The sequence below is a fragment of the Devosia sp. genome, assembly GCF_017307495.1.
Taxonomy (GTDB): domain Bacteria; phylum Pseudomonadota; class Alphaproteobacteria; order Rhizobiales; family Devosiaceae; genus Devosia_A.
Genome location: NZ_JAFKHE010000022.1, coordinates 21,776 through 40,162, shown reverse-complemented (window position 1 = coordinate 40,162; position 18,387 = coordinate 21,776). Strand labels below are relative to the sequence as shown.

Here is an 18,387-nt window from a genome sequence, read left to right as displayed (position 1 = left end):
GAACCCCGCTTGTCGCCCTTCAACAAAAGTGTACCAATGGAAATCGAGTGGGATAGGCCGCAAGCCCTTGGGAGTTGATGTCCGCAACGCCGTTTGACGAGATGCACAATGCGGACGGTTCGATCCGCGACCCCTATCTCATTCTCGAGGAATGGCTGAAGGACCAGCCGCCGCAAGCCCTGGGGCTGATGTCGGCCGACGCCGAGAGCCTGTTCCGCCGGCTGGGCATCACCTTCGCGGTGTACGGCAGCAACGAGGGGACGGAAAAGCTCATCCCCTTCGACATCATCCCGCGCATCATCTCGGCGCTGGAGTGGCGCAGGCTCAGCAAAGGCATCGAACAGCGCGTGCGGGCGCTCAACGCCTTCCTCTACGACATCTACCACCGCCAGGAGATCCTGAAGGCCGGGCGGGTGCCGGAAAAGCTGATTCTCAACAACTCGGCGTTCTGCCCGGAAATGATGGGGCTCGATCCGGCGCGCGGGGTCTATTCGCACATCATCGGCGTCGACATCGTGCGCACCGGCCCGGACGACTTCTACGTGCTCGAGGACAACCTGCGCACGCCCTCGGGCGTCAGCTACATGCTCGAGAACCGCGAGGCCATGCTGCAGCTCGCGCCGGAACTGTTCCAGCGCTACAAGGTGGCGCCGGTCGAAACCTATCCCGAGACGCTCAGGCGCACGATGGAAAGCGTCGCGCCGGGCGGAATCCACGGCGCGCCCAATCTCGTGGTGCTGACGCCGGGCATCTACAACTCGGCCTATTTCGAGCACTCGTTCCTCGCCGACCAGATGGGCGCCATGCTGTGCGAGGGACAGGACCTGTTCGTCGAGGGCGGCAAGGTCTTCATGCGCACGACGACGGGGCCGGAACGGGTCGACGTGATCTACCGGCGCATCGACGACGACTTCCTCGACCCGCTGACCTTCCGGCCGGATTCGATGCTGGGCGTGCCCGGGCTGTTCGACGCCTACCGGGCCGGCAACGTGACGCTGGTCAATGCGCCCGGCACCGGCATCGCCGACGACAAGGCGGTCTATGTCTACGTGCCCGAGATCATCGAGTTCTACCTGGGCGAGAAGGCGCTGCTCAAGAACGTGCCGACCTACAACTGCACCAACGCCGACGAACGCGCCTATGTGCTCGAGCATCTCGAGGAGCTGGTGGTCAAGGAAGTGCACGGCTCGGGCGGCTACGGCATGCTGGTCGGCCCGGCCTCGACCAAGGCGCAGCGCGAGGAATTCCGGAAGAAGATCCTCGCCCGGCCCGACAACTACATCGTGCAGCCGACGCTGGCGCTTTCCACCTGCCCCACCTTCGTCGACCGCGGCATCGCGCCCCGCCACGTCGACCTCAGGCCCTACGTGCTGGTCGGCGACGACGTGCGCATCACCCCGGGCGGACTGACCCGCGTCGCCCTCAAGAAGGGCTCGCTGGTGGTGAACTCGTCGCAGGGCGGCGGCACCAAGGACACCTGGGTGCTGGAGGATTGAGGATGATGACCTTGCCCCGCCCCAGCGCCCGGAGTTCATCGCCTTCTCCCCTTGCGGGAGACGGTGCCCGAAGGGCGGATGAGGGGTCTGTCTCAGCCCTCGCCCTCGCTCGTCGTTTCACTCCGATCGCGCAGACTGCGTCTGCGAACCCCTCATCCGGCGCTGCGCGCCACCTTCTCCCGCAAGGGGAGAAGGGAGATCCGGTGGAGGTGGCGAGATGCTAGGCCGCACCGCGCAGAACCTCTTCTGGCTCAGCCGCTATATCGAGCGGGCCGAGAACATGGCGCGCATGTTCGAGGTCGGCTACCGGATGAGCCTCACCTCGCGGCGCGAGGGCGGCGCGTCCGAGCACCTGATCTCGATGATGCAGGCGGCCGAGGTCGATGAGGGCTTCGACGCCAAGTACAAGCTGGCCGACGTCAAGAGCGTCGCCGACTACATGATCTTCGACGAGGCCAACCCGTCGTCGGTGAAATCGTGCCTGCTGGCGGCGCGCACCAATGCGCGCTCGGTGCGCACCGCGCTCACCACCGAGATGTGGGAGTCGATCAACGCGGCCTGGCTCGAGTTCGCCGCCATCCGGCCGCGCGACATCTCCGGCGCCAAGCTCCAGGAACTGCTGTTCTGGATCAAGCAGGTGAGCCACCGCTATCGCGGCGCGCTGCTGTCGACGTTCCTGCGCGACGACGGCTATGCCTTCAGCCAGCTCGGCAACTTCGTCGAGCGGGCCGACAACACGGCCCGCATCCTCGACATGAAGTACTACGTGCTGCTGCCGCGGGCGACCATGGTTGGGGGCGAGGTCGACATCGCGCAATGGACGATGATCCTGCGCGCCGCCTCGGCGCATCGCAGCTACCGGCACGTCTATCACGACCGCTACAAGGCCTGGAACATCGCCGACTACCTGATCCTGAGGCCAGAAATGCCGCGCTCGCTGGCGTTCTGCGTCGACTGGATCAACCGGACGGTGCACATGCTCGAGGACATCTACGGCACGCGCACCGGGGCGCACGACGCCGTGGATGCAGTGGCCGAACTGCTCGAGGGCAACAGCGTCGACCGCATCTTCGAATACGGCCTGCACGAGTTCCTGACCGAGTTCATCAACTGCAACAACCGCATTACCGACGCCCTCGCCGAGAGCTACAACTTCTACTGATGCAGATCGCCATCCGACATCGACTGAGCCTCGCCATCGGCACCGGCATTGCCCGCGCCGTGCAGCACCTGCTGCTGACGCCGCGGACCGGGCCGACCCAGACGGTGCGCGAGTGGAGCATCGACATGCCCGGCTTCGAGGCGGCGGCGAGCTTCGTCGATGCGTTCGGCAACCGGGCCCACCTCGTCAGCCAGACGCGCCCCGAGGCGGAGCTGACGATCGCCGTCGCCGGCATCGTCGATACCATCGACCGCAACGGCGTCATCGGCCGGCTGCCGGGCGACATTCCCCCGGCCCTCTACCGGCGCCCGACGGCGCTGACCAAGCCGGTGGGCGCGATCACCGGCCGGTTCCGGACCGTGCCGAAGGACGGGCAGGACCGGATCGCGCTGCTGCACGCGCTGATGGCGCGGGTGTCCGAAGTCGTCGGCAATGGCGAGCAGGGCCAGGAGCAAGACGGACAGGGCCAGGCGAAGGCGGCGCGGCCGCCCGCGGCCGACTTCGCGCATGCCTTCATCGGCGCGGCGCGGGCGCTCGAGATTCCGGCGCGCTACGTGACCGGCTACGTGCTGGCCGATGACGGGCCGGCGACGTTCCACGCCTGGGCCGAGGCCTGGGACGACGGGCTCGGCTGGATCGGGTTCGACCCGGGCCTGGCGGTGTGTCCGACGGACCGGCACGTGCGGGTCGCGGTCGGGCTCGACGCGGTCTCGACCATCCCGGTACGCAGCGTGCCGGTGGTGGGCGAACCGCTGGTGCTGGCGATGAGCGTCGAGGCGGCGCAGTAGACCGCTCCCCTGCCCCCTGAGGGGAGGGGCTGGGGGTGGGGGTCCATCGGCGGCACACCGCACCACCCCCTCCCTCAATCCCTCCCCTCAAGGGGGAGGGAGGCGATGGCGTTACAGCCCCAGCAGGTACAGCCAGCCGCTCACGGTCAGCACGCTCAGCACGGTCGAGATCAGCACGGTATTGGTCGCCACGTTGACGCCGCGGTTGTAGTAGGTCGCGAACACATAGGCGTTGATGCCCGTCGGCATGGCGGCGAGCAGGATGCCGTAGCGGGCGAACTCATGGTCGACGTGCAGGACGTGGACCATCAGCACATAGGCGATGAGCGGCTGCACGATCAGCTTGAGCAGCGCCAGCGACAACGCCTGGGCCCAGTTCTCGCTGAGCCGGTAGTCGTTGAGCGCCCCGCCCAGGCCGAACAGGGCCGCCGGGGTCACGGCCGCCGCCATCATGGTGATGAAGGCCTCGACGGGCTCGACCAGCTCGAGCTTCATCAGGTTGGCCGCCGCGCCCAGCACGATGCCCCAGAGCAGCGGATTGGAGACGATGCGGACGGCGGCGACGCCCAGCGCCTTGTGCAGGGGCGCTCCGTCGCGGCGCACCAGCTCCATCACCAGCATGCCCAGCGTGATCAGCACCGAGGCGTGGAAGGCGATGATCGAGAACGCGGTGACCAGCGCATCGTGGCCATAGGCGCGCTGCATCACCGGGATGCCGATGAGCACGGTGTTGGTGAAGAATGCCGAAAAGCCCGAGGTAACGCTCTCGCCCGGCCGATTCCTGAACACCTTGGCGGCGATGAAGATGCCGAGCACGAACACCGTGAGCGCGCCGACATAGAACGGCCCGATGACGTTCCAGCGGAAGGCGGTGGAGAAGTCCGCCGTCGCCAGGGCGTTGAACAGCAGGCAGGGCGTGGCGAAGTTGTTGACGAACAGCACCAGGCCGCGCACGCCCTCGGACGGGAATAGGCGGAAGCGCACGGCCAGGTTGCCCAGCGCCATCAGCGCGAAGACGGGCAGCACGACGTTGAGGATGGCGAGCATGGGCGGGCCGGGCGGAGAGACTGACCTGCTAGTGCACGGCTTGGCCCGCATGGTCAATGACCGCGCGCCGCGGCTGGACGCAGCCCCTTGGTTCGCGCAAGCTTTCCGGCACAATATGACGTTGATCCGGGCGTGCTTTCTCTCCTAGATCGCGACCATGCACCAGCGCTTCAGGATTGCCTCATGACCTCCCCTGCCCCCGTGGATATCTTCGTCATCGGCGGCGGAGTGAACGGCACCGGCATCGCCCGCGATGCGGTGGGGCGCGGTCATTCGGTGATGCTGGCCGAAATGCACGACCTCGCCTCGGGCACGTCGTCGGCGGCGACCAAGCTGGTGCACGGGGGCCTGCGCTACCTCGAATACTACGAGTTCCGCCTGGTGCACGAAGCGCTGGCGGAGCGCGAGGTGCTGTGGGCATCGGCGCCGCATATCATCTGGCCGCTGCGCTTCGTCTTGCCCTACGAGAAGAACCTGCGGCCGGCCTGGCTGCTGCGGCTGGGCCTGTTCGTCTACGACCATCTCGGCGGCCGCAAGCTGCTGCCGGCGACGAAGACGCTGGACCTCGAAACGGACGAGGCCGGCAAGCCGCTGAAGCCGGGACACAAGATCGCGTTCGAATACTCGGACGGCTGGGTGGACGACGCGCGGCTCGTGGTGCTCAACGCCCGCGATGCGGCCAATCACGGCGCGACGGTGCTGGTGCGCACCAAGGTCGTGTCGGCGCGGCGCGAAGGCGGGCTCTGGACCATCGAGATGGAAGACGAAGCCGGGCGGCGCAGCACGGCGACGGCGCGGATGCTGGTGAATGCCGCCGGCCCGTGGGTCGACAAGGTGATCATCGAGGCAATGGGCCGGAACGATGCCCACCACGTCCGGCTGGTCAAGGGTAGCCACATCGTGGTCAGGAGGCTGTTCGACCACGACCGCTGCTACTTCTTCCAGAACAGCGACGGCCGCATCTTCTTCGCCATCCCGTACGAGGGCGATTTCACCCTGATCGGCACCACCGACAAGGACTTCGAGGGGGATCCGACCGGCGTCAGGATCAGCGACGAGGAGACCGACTATCTGCTCGCTGCCGCCAACGAGTACTTTGCCCGCCAGATCACGCGCGACGACATCGTGTGGACCTTTTCGGGCGTGCGACCGCTGTTCGACGATGGCGCCTCGGCGGCGCAGGAGGCGACCCGCGACTACGTGCTGAAGACCGAGGGCGAGGCCGGGGCGGCGCCGCTGCTCAATGTCTTCGGCGGCAAGCTGACGACGCATCGGCGGCTCAGCGAGCAGGCCGTGGACCGGATCGACGGGCTGATCGGGGCCAAGGGCCCGCGCTGGACGCGGACCGGCACGCTGCCCGGCGGGGATTTCGCGCCGACCACGTTCGAGGCCCTGTTGCGCAGCCACATGTCGAAGTACCCCCGGCTCGACCCGCGCATGCTGCGGCGCATGACGCGCGCCTACGGCACGCTGGTGCCGCAGATCCTGGGCAGCCGGCAGCAGGCGAGCGAGCTGGGCGCGCTGCTGGGCGGGACGCTGACCGAGGTCGAGGTGGACTACCTGATGGAGCACGAGTGGGCGCGCAGCGCCGACGATGTGCTGTGGCGGCGCAGCAAGCAGGGGCTCAGGTTCAACGAACAGGAGAAGGCGGCGCTGGCCGGCTACATGGCCAGGCGCATGGCGCAGGTTTGACGGGTTCTTCGTACCGGAAGAGCCTGCAGCTTTTCCCGAGAACGCTCTTGAGGGGGACGACGACGTGACGGGCAACATTCTGGCCATCGACCAGGGCACTACATCGAGCCGGGCCATCGTGTTCGACGGCGACCAGAAGATCGCTGGCCTGGGCAAGATGGAGTTCACCCAGCATTTCCCGCAGGACGGCTGGGTGGAGCACGTGCCGGAGGAGATCTGGGCGACGGTGCTGTGGAGCGTGAAGACGGCGCTGAAGCGCGCCAGCCTCCAGGCCGCCGACATCGCCGCCATCGGCATCACCAACCAGCGCGAGACCACCATCGTGTGGGACCGGGCGACCGGCAAGGCGATCCATAACGCCATCGTCTGGCAGGACCGCCGCACGGCGAAGCTGTGCGAGAAGCTGAAGAAGGCCGGCCACGAGCCGATGATCTCCAGGAAAACGGGGCTGCTGCTGGACCCCTACTTCACGGCGACCAAGCTGGCCTGGATCCTCGACAACGTGCCCGGGGCACGCAAGCGGGCCGAAAAGGGCGAGCTCGCCTTCGGCACGGTCGACAGCTACCTGATCTGGCGCCTGACCGGCGGCCGGAGCCACGCCACCGACATCACCAACGCCTCCCGCACACTGCTGCTCAACATCAGGACCGGGCAGTGGGACGACGAGCTCCTGAAGCTGTTCCGCATCCCGCGCGCCATCCTTCCCGAAGTGAAGGACAATGCCGACGATTTCGGCACCACCGATCCCGAGGTGCTGGGCGCCCCGATCCCGATCTACGGCGCGGCCGGCGACCAGCAGGCGGCCACGATCGGCCAGGCCTGCTTCACCCCGGGCATGCTGAAGTCGACCTACGGCACCGGATGCTTCGCCCTGCTCAACACCGGCAAGGACATGGTGCGGAGCAAGAACCGGCTGCTGACCACGATCGCCTACCGGATCGACGGCGAAACCACTTACGCGCTCGAGGGCGCGATCTTCATCGCCGGCGCCGCGGTGCAGTGGCTGCGCGACATGCTCAAGGCGTTCGAGAAATCCTCCGACGCGGGCGCGCTGGCGGCCAAGGCCGACCCGACGCAGAACGTCTACCTCGTGCCGGCCTTCGTGGGCCTGGGCGCACCGTGGTGGGACTCGGCGGCGCGCGGCTCGCTGACCGGGCTCACCCGCAATACCGGACCGGCGGAGCTGGCACGGGCAGCGCTCGAATCAGTGAGCTACCAGACGCGCGACCTGGTCGACGCCATGCGCAGGGACTGGAAGGGCGCGAGCGACACGGTGCTGCGCGTCGACGGCGGCATGGTTGCGTCGGACTGGACCATGCAGTTCCTCGCCGACATCCTCAACACGCCGGTCGACCGGCCGACCATCCTCGAGACGACCGCGCTCGGGGCGGCCTGGCTCGCCGGCTACAAGGCCGGAGTCTGGCCGGACCAGCAGGGCTTCGCCCGGCGCTGGGCCCTCGACCGGCAATTCACCCCGCGCATGGACGACGAGACGCGAAAGCGCAAGCTCAAGGGCTGGCGCGATGCGGTGCGGCGGACGCTGAGCACGGAGTAGGCGAGCCCCGGTACGGGAAGGATGCCCCTACCCCTGTCCCCTCCCCGCAAGGGGGAGGGAGACGCTGACAGATCACTCAGCGCCACTGGGACGAAGACGTGCGAGCGCAGGTCACCTCCCCCCTTGCGGGGGAGGGACAGGGTGGGGGGTATACTTCCAGCGCGAGCCGGGCCTCAGCGCCACGCATCGAAAGGCCCGCCGGCGATGAAGGCCCAGTAGGTGCGGTAGCGGCTGTCGCGGTTGGGCGGCACCGTGGCGACGGCGAGGCCGAACTCCTGGAACTTGGTGGAGAGCAGCGTGTCACGGTGGGCCGGCGAGGCGAGCCAGCCGGCGATGGCCTGGTCGAGGCTGGACTGGCCGCCGGCGACGTTCTCGCCCACCGCACCGTCGTAGCCGGCGGTGGTGACGCGCTGGCGCAGGGTCACGCCGAGATCATGCGACAGCGTGTCCTTGGCGGCCATCAGGTTGGCCTGCGAACGCGCCGCGTCCTCGAGCTTGACGTTGTAGCGCAGCGGCGGCTTGCCGTTGGCGGCGCGCGTATTGTTGATGGCGGAGAGGATGCCGCCCTGGGTCAGCTGCACCGGCGGGGTGGTGGCTGTCTTGCCCGGCCCTGGCGCGGGGGGAACGACCGAGGTACAGGCCGCGAGCAGGGTCGTCGTGGCGAGGATGATGAAACCGGTACGCAGGCGAGGCATCAGCGAGGCACTATCCAGTATTGCGGGCGGCGGCATCAGCGCGCCAATCGTGGCATCGACAAGGCCGCCGCGGCGGGCAGCCTACACGCTTGTGCGAGCGGTGCGAGACTACACGGCATTTGTCTCCAATTAAGCATGATTTTGCATTGCACTGGCCGGGTCGGGCAGGCGCGCGCACCCTCTGACCGTCACGCTTTGGCAGCGGGAGGGCCTGCAACCTCCCCTGCAAGCGATCCGGGGCAGCTGAGGGGCCTGCATCATGATCGACCACGAAATCGAGCAGTTCGACGTCCGGGCCCTGACCCGGCACGAGATGGCCCGGCAGTTGAGCTTCACCAAGAACATGCTGCTTGCGTCGGCCGCGGCGTCATTCGCCATTCTCGGCGCCGGGGCCTGGTTCCTCAGCCACTGGCTGTAGCGGGGCCCCTGCGCCGAAGCGCAGCGCCAGCAGCACCAGCACCGCCAGGATGCCCAGGGCGAAGGCGGGGGCCCAGCCCGGATAACGTCCCGCCAGCCAGGCGAGCGGCAGCAGCACCACCACATCGATCGCGAGGTAGAGCAGCGTCACCCGTCGATGCGACCCGAAGCGCCGCGCCAGGGCCTGGTAGGCGTGGCGCTTGTGCCCTTCCCAGAAGCGTTCGCGCGCGACGATGCGGCGACCGAGCGTGGCGAGGCTGTCGGCGAGGAAGAGCGCGGCGAGGATCAGCCACTGCCACAGGCTGAGCCAGAAGCTGGTGAGGGTGGTCAGGGCAAAGAAGGCGATCATCAGCCCGAGGTAGGTGCTGCCGGCATCGCCCATGAACAGGCGCGCCGGCGGCCAGTTGAGGGCGAGGAAGCCGAGGCAGGCGGCGGCGAGGCCGACCATCCACCACAGGCGCGGATCGTCGAGGACGGCGGGCTCGAAGGCGAGCGCGACCAGCGCGGCGCCGAGCAACAGGAAGATGGCCTCCGAGGCGGCGAGGCCATCGATGCCGTCCATGAAGTTGTAGAGGTTGATCCACAGGGCGCCGGCCAGCGTGACGAGGATCATCACCACCGATTCCGGCAGGCCGGTGAGGCCGACCAGCACCTCGAGCGGCAACACCGCGACCACCGCGCCCATCAGCAGCACCTGCGCGCCGAGGCGCCAGCGCGCCGAGAGCGGACGGCGGTCGTCGTAGTAGCCGATGAAGGCGATCAGTACGGAGGCCATGATCACCGGCACGGCGAGGAAGGGCAGCAGCAGCGCGCAGAGCAGCCCGGCGATGGTGCCGCCGGTGGCAATGCCGACGCCGCCGCCGCTGGGCGTGGGCATGGTGTGCGAGGAGCGGGCGTTCGGGGCCTGCACAAGCCCCAGTCGCCCGGCCCTGCGCATGACCAGCCAGGCGGTGACGAACGACGCGACGGCCGCGGTGGCCGCGAGGATCAGGCCAAGGGTGGGCATGGTGGCTCCGGGATGGGAGACACAGGGGTAACCGCAGGCTTTCGCGCGGACAAGTGATTGCCGAGAGGGACGGCCCACCGGCCCATCCTAATCCTCCCCCGCTGCGCAGGGGAGGATGAAGGGGCCCCCGTGCGAACTCACCCCGCGTAAAGCTGCAGGCCGCCGTCGACGCGGAGGAGCTGGCCGTGGATGAACTTGGCCTCCGGCGAGCACAGGAACACCACCGCATCGGCGATTTCCTCGGGCTCGGCGTAGCGGTCCATCGAGACCTTGTTGGAGTTCATCTTGTCGGGGTCGACCGTGCGGGTGGCCTGGAAGCGCGCGGTCTTGCTCGGCCCCGGGCTCACTGCGTTGACGCGCACGCCATGCTCGCGCACCTCGTCGGCGAGGCAGCGGGTGTAGTGCGTCACGGCGGCCTTCAGCGTCGCATAGATGCCGCCGTGCGAAACGCCGATATGGGCGGCGACCGAGGCGATGTTGACGACGATGCCGTGCTGGCGCTCGACCATCTGCGGCACGAACGCCTGGGTGACCAGCATGGTGCCGATCAGGTTGTTGTTGGTCAGCGTCGTCAGGTCCTCGTAGGTGATGCCGAGGATGTTGTTGGGCACCGGCTTGTTGCCCGAGGCGCCGATGTCGCCGCCGGCGCAGTTGACGAGGATTTCGACCGGGCCGAACTTCTCCTCGATCTGCGAGCGCATGGCGTCGACCGCATCGCGGTCGCCGATATTGCCGGTAACGCCCATCGAGCGCACGCCCATGCCCTCGATGGTCTTGATCATGACGCCGAGGTTCTCGCCCTCGCCGTACTTGGCGGAAGCATCCCAGGTCAGGTCATGCACGACGACGTCGGCGCCGCGGGCGGCGAGCTTCTTCGCCATCACGCTGCCCAGGCCGCGGCCGGAGCCGGTCACGAACGCGATTTTGCCAGATAGGTCCTTATTCGCCACTTGTGGCCTCCAATCACATAAGTCCAAGAGCCTTGAGGTTCGCGGCGCTCTTCCGGTACTGCCCAAGCTCGTATTCGATCAGTTCGTGGTCGGCGTTGCGCTCCCATGGGGTGCGCCAGTCGTCGCCCTCGGCAAAGCGGTTCTTCTGCGCGGCGAGCAGGCAGGCGGCCAGCGCCTCGGCTTCCTTGGGCGCGTAGCCGTGCCACCACTCGGGCGTATAGAGCTTCACATGCCGCGCCTCGAGCGCGCCGATCTCGATGCAGGCGACCATCTCGTCATTGTGCTTGGCCAGGATGTCGAACATTTCCTTGTGCGGCACGCAGCCGTCGCCCGACGGGCAGCGCACCAGGCGGAAGCCGTCCGGCTCGAAATGCACGCGGTAGTCCTTGACGTGGCAGTGGCGCACATAGGGCGCGATGACGCGGGTGAAGTCGAGCGGCGACTCGGCGACCGGGAAGGTGTTCGCCATGTCGAACACGATCCGCACATGCGGGCCGTATTCCTCGCACAGGCCGACCAGCTCGCGCGAGGTGAAGTCCTGGTGGTTCTCGATCAGCAGCACGACATCGGCGGCCTCGAGCTTGGGCACGGCGGCCTCGAGCTTCTCGTGCACCGAGCGGACCAGCTCGTGCCAGCGCTGCCCGGCGGCGGCGCGATCGCCGCACAGGATCGGGGTCAGCGCAACGCGGATGAACTTTGCGTCGAGCGCCCTGGCGACGCGGATCAGCATGTCCATGTCGCCCTGCTGCAGGCCGGAACTGACGACGCGCTTCCAGCCCAGGTCGTCGAGGCGCTGCCGGAGCGAGGCGAGCTCGGCGTCGGACTTGTCCCTGAGCCAGCCGTCCCACAGCTCGATGGCCTTGCCGCCCAGCTCCTGGGTCAGGCGGATGAAGCCCTCGAGGCCGACCCCGTTGGGGTTGTGCCGGGGCGTGCCCGCGCCCTGCAGGCCGAGATACCAGGTGAGGCCGTAGGGGTTCAGGCCGGTCGTGATCTTCATCGGGTCACCGCTTCTTCTTGCCACACGCTCGGTGTCGTTCCCGCGAACGCGGGAACCTCTGTTTTCTTCTCGCACCCCAAACGGAGATCCCCGCTTGCGCGGGGATGACCCGGTGGTGGGACGAGTCGGGGGCGCCTCATCTCAGTCCAGCATCTACAGTAATGGACTGCTTGGTGATCATGCGACTGTCGTCGGAGGCGAGGAACAGGACGGTGCGCGCAATCTCGTCGCCGAGCAGCATCTTCTGGATGGTCTGGCGGGCGACGAGGCTGTCGATGTCGGCCTGGTCCTTGAACCACAGGCGCTTCTGGCGCTCCGTGATCACCGCGCCGGGCTCGATGGCGTTGACGCGGATATTGTCGGTGCCGAAGCCGCGGCCGAGCGCCCGGGTGAGCCCGATGGTCGCCGATTTCGCCGTGGCATAGACCGGCATGTTGGAGGCCCCGCCGCGCCAGGCGATCGAGGAGAAGTTGATGATCGAGCCGCCGCCTTCGGCCTTCATCTGCTCGCGCACCGCCTGGGCGGCGAAGAACTGCGGGCGGAGGTTGAGGTCGAGCGAGGCGTCCCAGTATTCCTCGGTGACGGCGTCGATCTCGTGCCGGTCGTCGTTGGCGGCATTGTTGACGAGCACGGTGATGTTGCCGAGCCGGTTCCTGATCACGTCGATGGCGGCGCGCAGCCCGGCGACGTCGGTGACGTCGCAGTTGACGAACGCCGCGCCGGTTTCGGCGGCGATCGCCTCGCCCTCCTGATCGAGGATATCGACGAAGCCGACCTTGCAGCCCTGCCCGGCGAAGGCGCGGACGATCTCGGCGCCGATGCCGGTGGCGCCCCCGGTGACGAAGACGACCCGCCCCTCGAGACTGGGGTATTTTGCGAACTTGCTGATTTCGGAGCCTCTAGATCAGTCGGGTGGTTGCCGGATCGAACAGGCAGGCCCGGGTCATGTCGACGGCCAGCGGCATGTTCTCGCCCATCCTGGGCGCCTCGTCGGGGCTGAAGCGGCCGACGACCTCGAGTTCGCCGAACTTCATGACGGCCATCGTCTCGGCGCCGGTGGGCTCGACCACTTCGACCGGTGCGGACATGGTGGCGACGCCGGGCTTGCCGGCGTTGCCGGGGTCCTGGCGGCTCAGGTGCTCCGGACGGATGCCGAGGATCACCTTCTTGTCGGTGACCCGCTGCGCCACGCCGTCGTGGAGCGGCAGGCTGGCGACGCCGCCGTCGGCGAGCGGGAACGTCACGGCCGGCGCACCGCCCGCCGTGCTGATCTCGGCGTTGATGAAGTTCATCGACGGCGAGCCCATGAAGCCGGCGACGAAGATGTTGGCCGGCCGGTTGTAGATGGTGTCGGGATCGGCGAACTGCTGCACCTCGCCCTGGTGCATCACGGCGATGCGCGAGGCCAGCGTCATGGCTTCCACCTGGTCGTGCGTCACGTACACGGTGGTCTTGCCGACGCGCTGGTGCAGCTTCTTCATCTCGGTGCGCATGTCGACGCGCAGCTTGGCGTCGAGGTTCGACAGCGGTTCGTCGAACAGGAACAGCGCCGGGTCGCGCACCAGGGCGCGCCCCATGGCGACGCGCTGGCGCTGGCCTCCGGACAGCTGGCCCGGCTTGCGCTTGAGGAACGGCTCGATCTGCAGCAGCGCCGCGACGCGGGCGATCGTCTGCTCCTGCTCGGCCTTGGGCACACCCCGGCTCTCCATGCCGAAGGCCATGTTCTCCTTGACGGTCATGGTCGGATAGAGCGCGTAGGACTGGAACACCATGGCGATGTCGCGATCCTTGGGCGCCACCGAGTTCACCAGCCGGTCGCCGATGTAGATCTCGCCCGAGGTCACGGTCTCGAGGCCGGCGATCATGGCCAGCAGCGTGGACTTGCCGCAACCCGAGGGCCCGACCAGCGCGATGAACTCGCCTGTCCTGGCCTCGAGGTCGACCCCCTTCAGCACTTCGACGGCGCCGAAACTCTTGCGCAGGTTCCTGATAGTCAAGGACGCCATTTACTTGATTGCTCCCTGGGTGAGTCCGCGGACGAAGTACTTGCCGCCGAAGAAGTAGACGAGCAGCGGAGGCAGCGCGCCGATCAGCACGGCCGCACTCATCACGTCATAGGTGCGGACGGTGGTGCCGTTGAGCGACAGCGCCACGAGCGCCGAAGTGATGGGCTGGTTGGCACCCGAGTTCAGCACCACGCCGAACAGGTACTCGTTCCAGATGCCGGTGAACTGCCAGATGACCGTCACGATCAGGATCGGCGGCGAAATCGGCAGGATGATCTTGTAGAAGATGCGCCAGAAGCCGGCGCCATCGATGCGGGCCGCCTTCACCAGGTCGTCGGGGATGCCGACGAAGTAGTTGCGGCAGAACAGCGTGGTGAAGCTCAACCCCTGGATGCAGTGCACGAGGATCAGCCCGTAGACCGAGTTGGCGAGGCCGATCTTGCCCAGGATGAAGGCCCAGGGCAGCAGCGCGATCTGGCCGGGCATGAACACGCCGAGCAGCATCATGCCGAAGACGATGTCGGAGCCGGGGAACTTCCATTTCGACAGCACGTAGCCGTTGATGGCGCCCAGCGCGGTCGAGATGATGGTCGCCGGGACCACCATGGCCACCGAGTTCCAGAAGTAGCGCTGGATGCCTTCGCACTGGCCGCCGATGCAGAAGTCGCTCCAGGCCTGCGGCCAGGCGTCGAGCCGGAAGCTCTGCGGGAAGGCGATGAGGCCGTGCGCCGAGATTTCGGGCAAGGTCCGGAATGAGTTGAACACCACCACGCAGAGCGGGATGAGGTAGATCAGCGCAAAGCCGGACAGCAGGCCGTAGATGACGATCCGGCTGATCAGGCGGCGACGGCTGGCCACCGAGGCTTCGTGGTCGACGACGCCGCTGGAGTTGAGGGTTGCTTCAGCCACGGCCGCTCTCCCTTCTGCGGCGCCACGCCAGATACAGCGAATAGGGCACCAGGACCACGGCCAGGGCCGCAAGGATCATCATCGCGGCGGCGGCGCCCTCGCCGATCTGGCCGCGCTGGAACATCAGGTCGTAGACGTAGGTGGCGGGGAAGGTGGTCGAGATGCCGGGGCCGGAATTGGTCAGCGCCACGGCGAGGTCGAAGGTCTTGATGGCGGCCTGCAGCTGCACCACGGCAACGGCGAGGAAGATCGGGGTGATCGAGGGCAGGATCACCTTGCGGTAGATCCGGAAGGTCGAGGCGCCGTCGATCGAGGCAGCCTTGATGATGTCGCCGTCGACCGAGCGCAGGCCGGCGAGGAACAGCGCCATGGTGAAGCCTGCGCTTTGCCAGATGCCGGTCAGGATGATGGCCCAGATGGCGTTCTTGCGGTCGCTGGTCAGCGCGAACTGGAAGTCGGTCCAGCCCAGCGAGTTGACGAGGAACTGGATGCCGCCGGTGGGATTGTAGAGCCACTGCCACACCGTACCGGTGACGATGAAGCTCACCGCCAGGGGGTACATGTACATGGTGCGCCAGAAGCTCTCGGCCCGAATCTTCTGGTCGAGCAGCAGCGCCAGGACAAGCCCGACCGCCATCGCCGCGAGCACATAGAAGGTCGAGAAGAAGAACAGGTTGGAGTAGGCGACGCCCCAGCGCCGATTGGCCCACAGGCTGAAGTAGTTCTCGAGCCCCTTGAAGCCGTAGGTCGGCAACAGCGTCGAGTCGCTCAGCGAGATGTAGAGCGTCCAGCCCGCGAAGACGAAGACATAGACGAACGAGGCGATGATCGACGGCGTGATGACGAAGATCGGGACCCAGCGCTTGAGCTTTTCCCAAAGGCCCGTCCCGCCCGCCATGGCGGTATATCCGGCACTACTCACGGGCTCCCCCTCCGCATAAGTAGAAAAGAACCGGCCGCGGATGAAACGGCACCGCGGCCGGTCGCTTCGGAAGGAAGCTTACATCTGGGCTTCGACGGCGTCAGCCATGGCGTTGGCCGCGTCGGCCGACGACATTTCCGGCGTGTTCACGAACTCGGTGATCGTGTCCATCATGGCGCCGCGGTACTTTTGCAGCACGGTCATGTTGTGGGCCATCGAGCGGACCAGTTCGCCGTCCTCGATCGAGGCCTTCAGGTCGGCCTGGCTCTGGATCTGGCAGGCGTTGAAGCCGCTCGCGGCCAGGTCGATGTCCATGCGCGCCGGGATCGAACCCTTGGCGATGTTGAAGACCTTCTGGAAGTCAGGCGACAGGATGAGGTGGGCCAGCAGCTTCTGGCCTTCGACGTAGTCCGGGTTGGACTGCTTGAAGAACACCACGGAGTCGGAGTTCAGGATGAAGCCCGGCTTGCCCCAGTCGGTCGGCGCCTGGCCGCACAGGATGTCCTTGCCCGGCTCCTTGCCCACCGACTTGATGGTGCCCAGTTCCCAGTCGCCCATGATGAAGAACAGCGCGTCGCCGTTGACCATCATGTTGGAGGCGGTGTCGTAGTCACGGCCGGCGATGGCCGGATCCATGTACTTGGAAACCATCAGGCGCATCTGGTCGAAGGCCTTGATCATGCCGTCCGAACGCAGCGCATCGACGTCGCCGTCGACGAAGGCTTTCTTGAACAGCTCGGGATCCTGGCCGTAGACGACCACTTCGAAGGTGGTGGCGTCGGTCCAGTCGGCGCTGAGGTGGGCGAGGCAGATCTTGCCACCGGCAATGGCCTTCTCGCAGGCGGCGTTGAAGTCGGCCCAGGTCTTGGGCAGCTCGGTGACGCCGACGCCCTCCATGGCGGCCTTGTTGCCCCAGATCCAGTTGATGCGGTGGATGTTCATGGGCGCGGCGACCCACTTGCCATCGGGCTTCATCACCGGCAGCAGCTCGGGGGCGACGACCTTGTCCCAGCCTTCGGAGGTGGCAAGCTCATCCATGTCGGCGGTGCCGCCGGTGGCGTTCCACTCGGCGATTTCCGGGCCCTTCAGCTGCACGGCGGCCGGGGCGTTGCCGGCGACGACGTCGGCGCGCAGCTTGGCGAGGGTATTGGCCGTGTGACCGGCAATGGCGGTCTGTTCCCAGGTGCCGCCGGCGGCGGTGAACATCTCGCCGAGCTTGGCAATCGAGGCGGCGTCGTTGCCGGACGCCCACTGGTGCAGCATCAGCACCTTGGGGGCGGCCATCGCGGTGCTCGAAAGCAGCGCGGCAGCAAGCATAGTGGTCGCGGCAGCCGCGACCTTGGTCGTGAACTTCATAATTGTCTCTCTCCCTTGAAGCGCCCGCGCCCCACTCCGACTCTTACGGTCGGCCCCTGTGGCCACTTGCGCTTTTCCCGTGGCGGTGCTCATCCTCCTGCGCACCGTCGTATTAGTTCTATGGTGAACTTATTCGGCTTGTCAACGCGCCCCGGGGGAGCGCTGCGTGAACCAGATCGAACTCAAATCCCTGCTTGCCGACAGGTCGCCGGAGACCCCCGCCGGGCGCATCGTGCGTACCCTCAGCGAGCGCGGCAGCATGAGCGCGGCGCAGCTGGCGCGGCTTACCGGACTGGCCAAGTCGACGGTGTCGACGGCGCTCTCCGAACTCAAGCGTTCCAACATGGTGGTAGAGACCGGAAGCGAATCGGCGGGCAGCGTGGGGCGCCCGGCGACGACGCTGACGCTCAACCCCGAGGCGGGCACCTGCATCGGCATCCTGATCGGGCAATCGGAAATCCAGGTGATCGTCGCTGACGTGTCGCACCAGATCCTGTCCGACGCGACGGCGGTGATCGAGCCCGACTATTCGCCGGCGCGCGGCGTGGAGGTGGTGCGCGAGCTGATCGACGCTGCCTATGCCAACCAGTGGCGCTCGCCCGACGCGCTGCTGGGCGTCGGCATCGCCGTCGGCGGGCCCGTCAGTCCGATCACCGGCGAGGTCATGCGCGGCGGCATCCCGAACTGGGCCGGCGTCAACCTGCACGAGATGTTCGGGCCGATGTTCGATGCCCCGATCTTCGCCGACAACGAGAGCAACTGCTCGGCCATCGCCGAAATGACCTGGGGCGCGGCGCAGGGCTTCGAGGATTTTGTCCTCTACACCCTCGACCTAGGCGTGGGCGGCGCGATCGTGTCAGGCGGCCGTGTGCTGCGCGGCATCGCCGGCGGCGCCGGCGAATTCGGACATGTGGTGATCGATCCCGACGGTCCCCTGTGCCGCTGCGGCAATCGCGGCTGCCTCGAGGTCTATGCCAGTTTCCGCGAACCGCTCGCCGCGGCGGAGCGGCATGTCGGGCACGCGCTCCGCATCGCCGATGTCGTGCGGCTGGCGCTCGACGGCGACGAGACGTGCCGGCGGCTCATCCGGCAGGCGGGCGAGGCCGGCGGACGGGGCCTGGGCCTCATCGGCTCGGTGTTCAACCCGGCCCTGGTGGTCGTGAGCGGCCGCCTGGCCTCGGCCGGGGCGCTGCTGATGGACCCGCTGGCCGAGAGCTTCGAGCGCTTCAGCCTGGTCAAGGGCCGCGACATGCCCGACTTCGCCCGCACCCTGCTCAGGCCGAGTGCCTTCGTCGACAACGGCGCCTGCATGGGCGCGGTCGGGCTGGTGTTGCGTCACCACGGCCAGCCGCTCAACCTGCCGCACTGAGGCCGATTGTCCCGCCCCGG

The 18,387-nt window shown here is 67.3% G+C and carries 17 protein-coding genes; 7 read left to right on the top strand and 10 right to left on the bottom strand.

All coding sequences use genetic code 11. The annotated features are described in order from the left end of the window. Positions 1–77 precede the first annotated feature (77 nt). From J0I99_RS14135 to J0I99_RS14125, 3 genes are all read left to right on the top strand, one after another. Positions 78–1,496: a circularly permuted type 2 ATP-grasp protein gene (locus J0I99_RS14135; RefSeq protein WP_291391891.1), complete on the top strand. Its 1,419-nt coding sequence runs from the start codon at positions 78–80 to the stop codon at positions 1,494–1,496. A gap of 217 nt (positions 1,497–1,713) precedes the next feature. After that, positions 1,714–2,658 (top strand): alpha-E domain-containing protein, encoded by a 945-nt coding sequence (locus tag J0I99_RS14130; RefSeq protein ID WP_291398343.1) that lies wholly within the window; start codon positions 1,714–1,716, stop codon positions 2,656–2,658. Continuing rightward, on the top strand, positions 2,658–3,446 hold the full coding sequence (locus J0I99_RS14125; protein WP_291398342.1) for a transglutaminase family protein: 789 nt from the start codon (positions 2,658–2,660) through the stop codon (positions 3,444–3,446). Before J0I99_RS14130 ends, J0I99_RS14125 begins: the two co-directional genes overlap by 1 nt. A 111-nt stretch (positions 3,447–3,557) precedes the next feature. Here the strand turns inward: J0I99_RS14125 and J0I99_RS14120 are convergent, their stop codons facing one another. After that, positions 3,558–4,493: an AEC family transporter gene (locus J0I99_RS14120; protein WP_291398341.1), complete on the bottom strand. Its 936-nt coding sequence runs from the start codon at positions 4,491–4,493 to the stop codon at positions 3,558–3,560. A 183-nt stretch (positions 4,494–4,676) separates the two neighbouring features. Here J0I99_RS14120 and glpD point away from each other — a divergent pair, with 183 nt between their 5' ends. After that, the gene (gene glpD, locus J0I99_RS14115) at positions 4,677–6,185 is read left to right on the top strand and encodes a glycerol-3-phosphate dehydrogenase (RefSeq protein WP_291398340.1); all 1,509 of its coding nucleotides are present in this window, start codon (positions 4,677–4,679) and stop codon (positions 6,183–6,185) included. Positions 6,186–6,249: 64 nt separating this feature from the next. Next, the gene (glpK, locus tag J0I99_RS14110) at positions 6,250–7,740 is read left to right on the top strand and encodes a glycerol kinase GlpK (RefSeq protein WP_291398339.1); all 1,491 of its coding nucleotides are present in this window, start codon (positions 6,250–6,252) and stop codon (positions 7,738–7,740) included. A 173-nt stretch (positions 7,741–7,913) separates the two neighbouring features. Here the strand turns inward: glpK and J0I99_RS14105 are convergent, their stop codons facing one another. After that, positions 7,914–8,435: a CAP domain-containing protein gene (locus J0I99_RS14105; RefSeq protein ID WP_291398338.1), complete on the bottom strand. Its 522-nt coding sequence runs from the start codon at positions 8,433–8,435 to the stop codon at positions 7,914–7,916. Positions 8,436–8,694: 259 nt separating this feature from the next. Here J0I99_RS14105 and J0I99_RS14100 point away from each other — a divergent pair, with 259 nt between their 5' ends. Then, positions 8,695–8,853, top strand: coding sequence for a hypothetical protein (locus J0I99_RS14100; protein ID WP_291392263.1), 159 nt, complete (start codon positions 8,695–8,697; stop codon positions 8,851–8,853). On the opposite strand, the gene J0I99_RS14095 is transcribed toward J0I99_RS14100, so the two are convergent. The 8 genes from J0I99_RS14095 to J0I99_RS14060 form a co-directional block, all read right to left on the bottom strand. Further along, positions 8,803–9,858 carry a glycosyltransferase family 4 protein gene (locus J0I99_RS14095; protein WP_291398337.1) on the bottom strand — a complete coding sequence of 352 codons (1,056 nt, stop codon included), beginning with the start codon at positions 9,856–9,858 and terminating at the stop codon, positions 8,803–8,805. The genes J0I99_RS14100 and J0I99_RS14095 overlap by 51 nt on opposite strands. Before the next feature lie 137 nt (positions 9,859–9,995). Then, positions 9,996–10,808 carry an SDR family NAD(P)-dependent oxidoreductase gene (locus J0I99_RS14090; protein WP_291392267.1) on the bottom strand — a complete coding sequence of 271 codons (813 nt, stop codon included), beginning with the start codon at positions 10,806–10,808 and terminating at the stop codon, positions 9,996–9,998. A gap of 13 nt (positions 10,809–10,821) precedes the next feature. Beyond that, complete coding sequence (locus J0I99_RS14085) at positions 10,822–11,805, bottom strand: sugar phosphate isomerase/epimerase family protein (protein WP_291398336.1); 984 nt, start codon at positions 11,803–11,805, stop codon at positions 10,822–10,824. 136 nt (positions 11,806–11,941) lie between these two features. Continuing rightward, positions 11,942–12,694, bottom strand: a complete 753-nt coding sequence (locus J0I99_RS14080) for an SDR family NAD(P)-dependent oxidoreductase (protein ID WP_291398404.1) — start codon at positions 12,692–12,694, stop codon at positions 11,942–11,944. A 10-nt stretch (positions 12,695–12,704) separates the two neighbouring features. Next, on the bottom strand, positions 12,705–13,811 hold the full coding sequence (locus J0I99_RS14075) for an ABC transporter ATP-binding protein (protein ID WP_291398335.1): 1,107 nt from the start codon (positions 13,809–13,811) through the stop codon (positions 12,705–12,707). Beyond that, positions 13,812–14,720, bottom strand: a complete 909-nt coding sequence (locus tag J0I99_RS14070; protein WP_291392273.1) for a carbohydrate ABC transporter permease — start codon at positions 14,718–14,720, stop codon at positions 13,812–13,814. Further along, positions 14,713–15,642 carry a carbohydrate ABC transporter permease gene (locus J0I99_RS14065; RefSeq protein ID WP_291392275.1) on the bottom strand — a complete coding sequence of 310 codons (930 nt, stop codon included), beginning with the start codon at positions 15,640–15,642 and terminating at the stop codon, positions 14,713–14,715. The genes J0I99_RS14070 and J0I99_RS14065 overlap by 8 nt, the downstream gene beginning before the upstream one ends. A 78-nt stretch (positions 15,643–15,720) precedes the next feature. Beyond that, positions 15,721–16,998, bottom strand: a complete 1,278-nt coding sequence (locus tag J0I99_RS14060) for an ABC transporter substrate-binding protein (protein WP_291392277.1) — start codon at positions 16,996–16,998, stop codon at positions 15,721–15,723. A 166-nt stretch (positions 16,999–17,164) separates the two neighbouring features. Here J0I99_RS14060 and J0I99_RS14055 point away from each other — a divergent pair, with 166 nt between their 5' ends. After that, the gene (locus J0I99_RS14055) at positions 17,165–18,367 is read left to right on the top strand and encodes an ROK family transcriptional regulator (protein ID WP_291392279.1); all 1,203 of its coding nucleotides are present in this window, start codon (positions 17,165–17,167) and stop codon (positions 18,365–18,367) included. Positions 18,368–18,387 lie beyond the last annotated feature (20 nt).

Excerpts from the sequence above, each read along its gene's own strand:
- J0I99_RS14125 (WP_291398342.1), top strand. The coding sequence starts at position 2,658 with ATGCAGATCGCCATCCGACATCGACTGAGCCTCGCCATCGGCACCGGC.
- J0I99_RS14060 (WP_291392277.1), bottom strand. The coding sequence starts at position 16,998 with ATGAAGTTCACGACCAAGGTCGCGGCTGCCGCGACCACTATGCTTGCT.
- J0I99_RS14095 (WP_291398337.1), bottom strand. The coding sequence starts at position 9,858 with ATGCCCACCCTTGGCCTGATCCTCGCGGCCACCGCGGCCGTCGCGTCG.
- J0I99_RS14105 (WP_291398338.1), bottom strand. The coding sequence starts at position 8,435 with ATGCCTCGCCTGCGTACCGGTTTCATCATCCTCGCCACGACGACCCTG.
- J0I99_RS14075 (WP_291398335.1), bottom strand. The coding sequence starts at position 13,811 with ATGGCGTCCTTGACTATCAGGAACCTGCGCAAGAGTTTCGGCGCCGTC.
- glpD (WP_291398340.1), top strand. The coding sequence starts at position 4,677 with ATGACCTCCCCTGCCCCCGTGGATATCTTCGTCATCGGCGGCGGAGTG.
- J0I99_RS14085 (WP_291398336.1), bottom strand. The coding sequence starts at position 11,805 with ATGAAGATCACGACCGGCCTGAACCCCTACGGCCTCACCTGGTATCTC.
- J0I99_RS14120 (WP_291398341.1), bottom strand. The coding sequence starts at position 4,493 with ATGCTCGCCATCCTCAACGTCGTGCTGCCCGTCTTCGCGCTGATGGCG.
- J0I99_RS14130 (WP_291398343.1), top strand. The coding sequence starts at position 1,714 with ATGCTAGGCCGCACCGCGCAGAACCTCTTCTGGCTCAGCCGCTATATC.
- J0I99_RS14135 (WP_291391891.1), top strand. The coding sequence starts at position 78 with ATGTCCGCAACGCCGTTTGACGAGATGCACAATGCGGACGGTTCGATC.
- J0I99_RS14100 (WP_291392263.1), top strand. The coding sequence starts at position 8,695 with ATGATCGACCACGAAATCGAGCAGTTCGACGTCCGGGCCCTGACCCGG.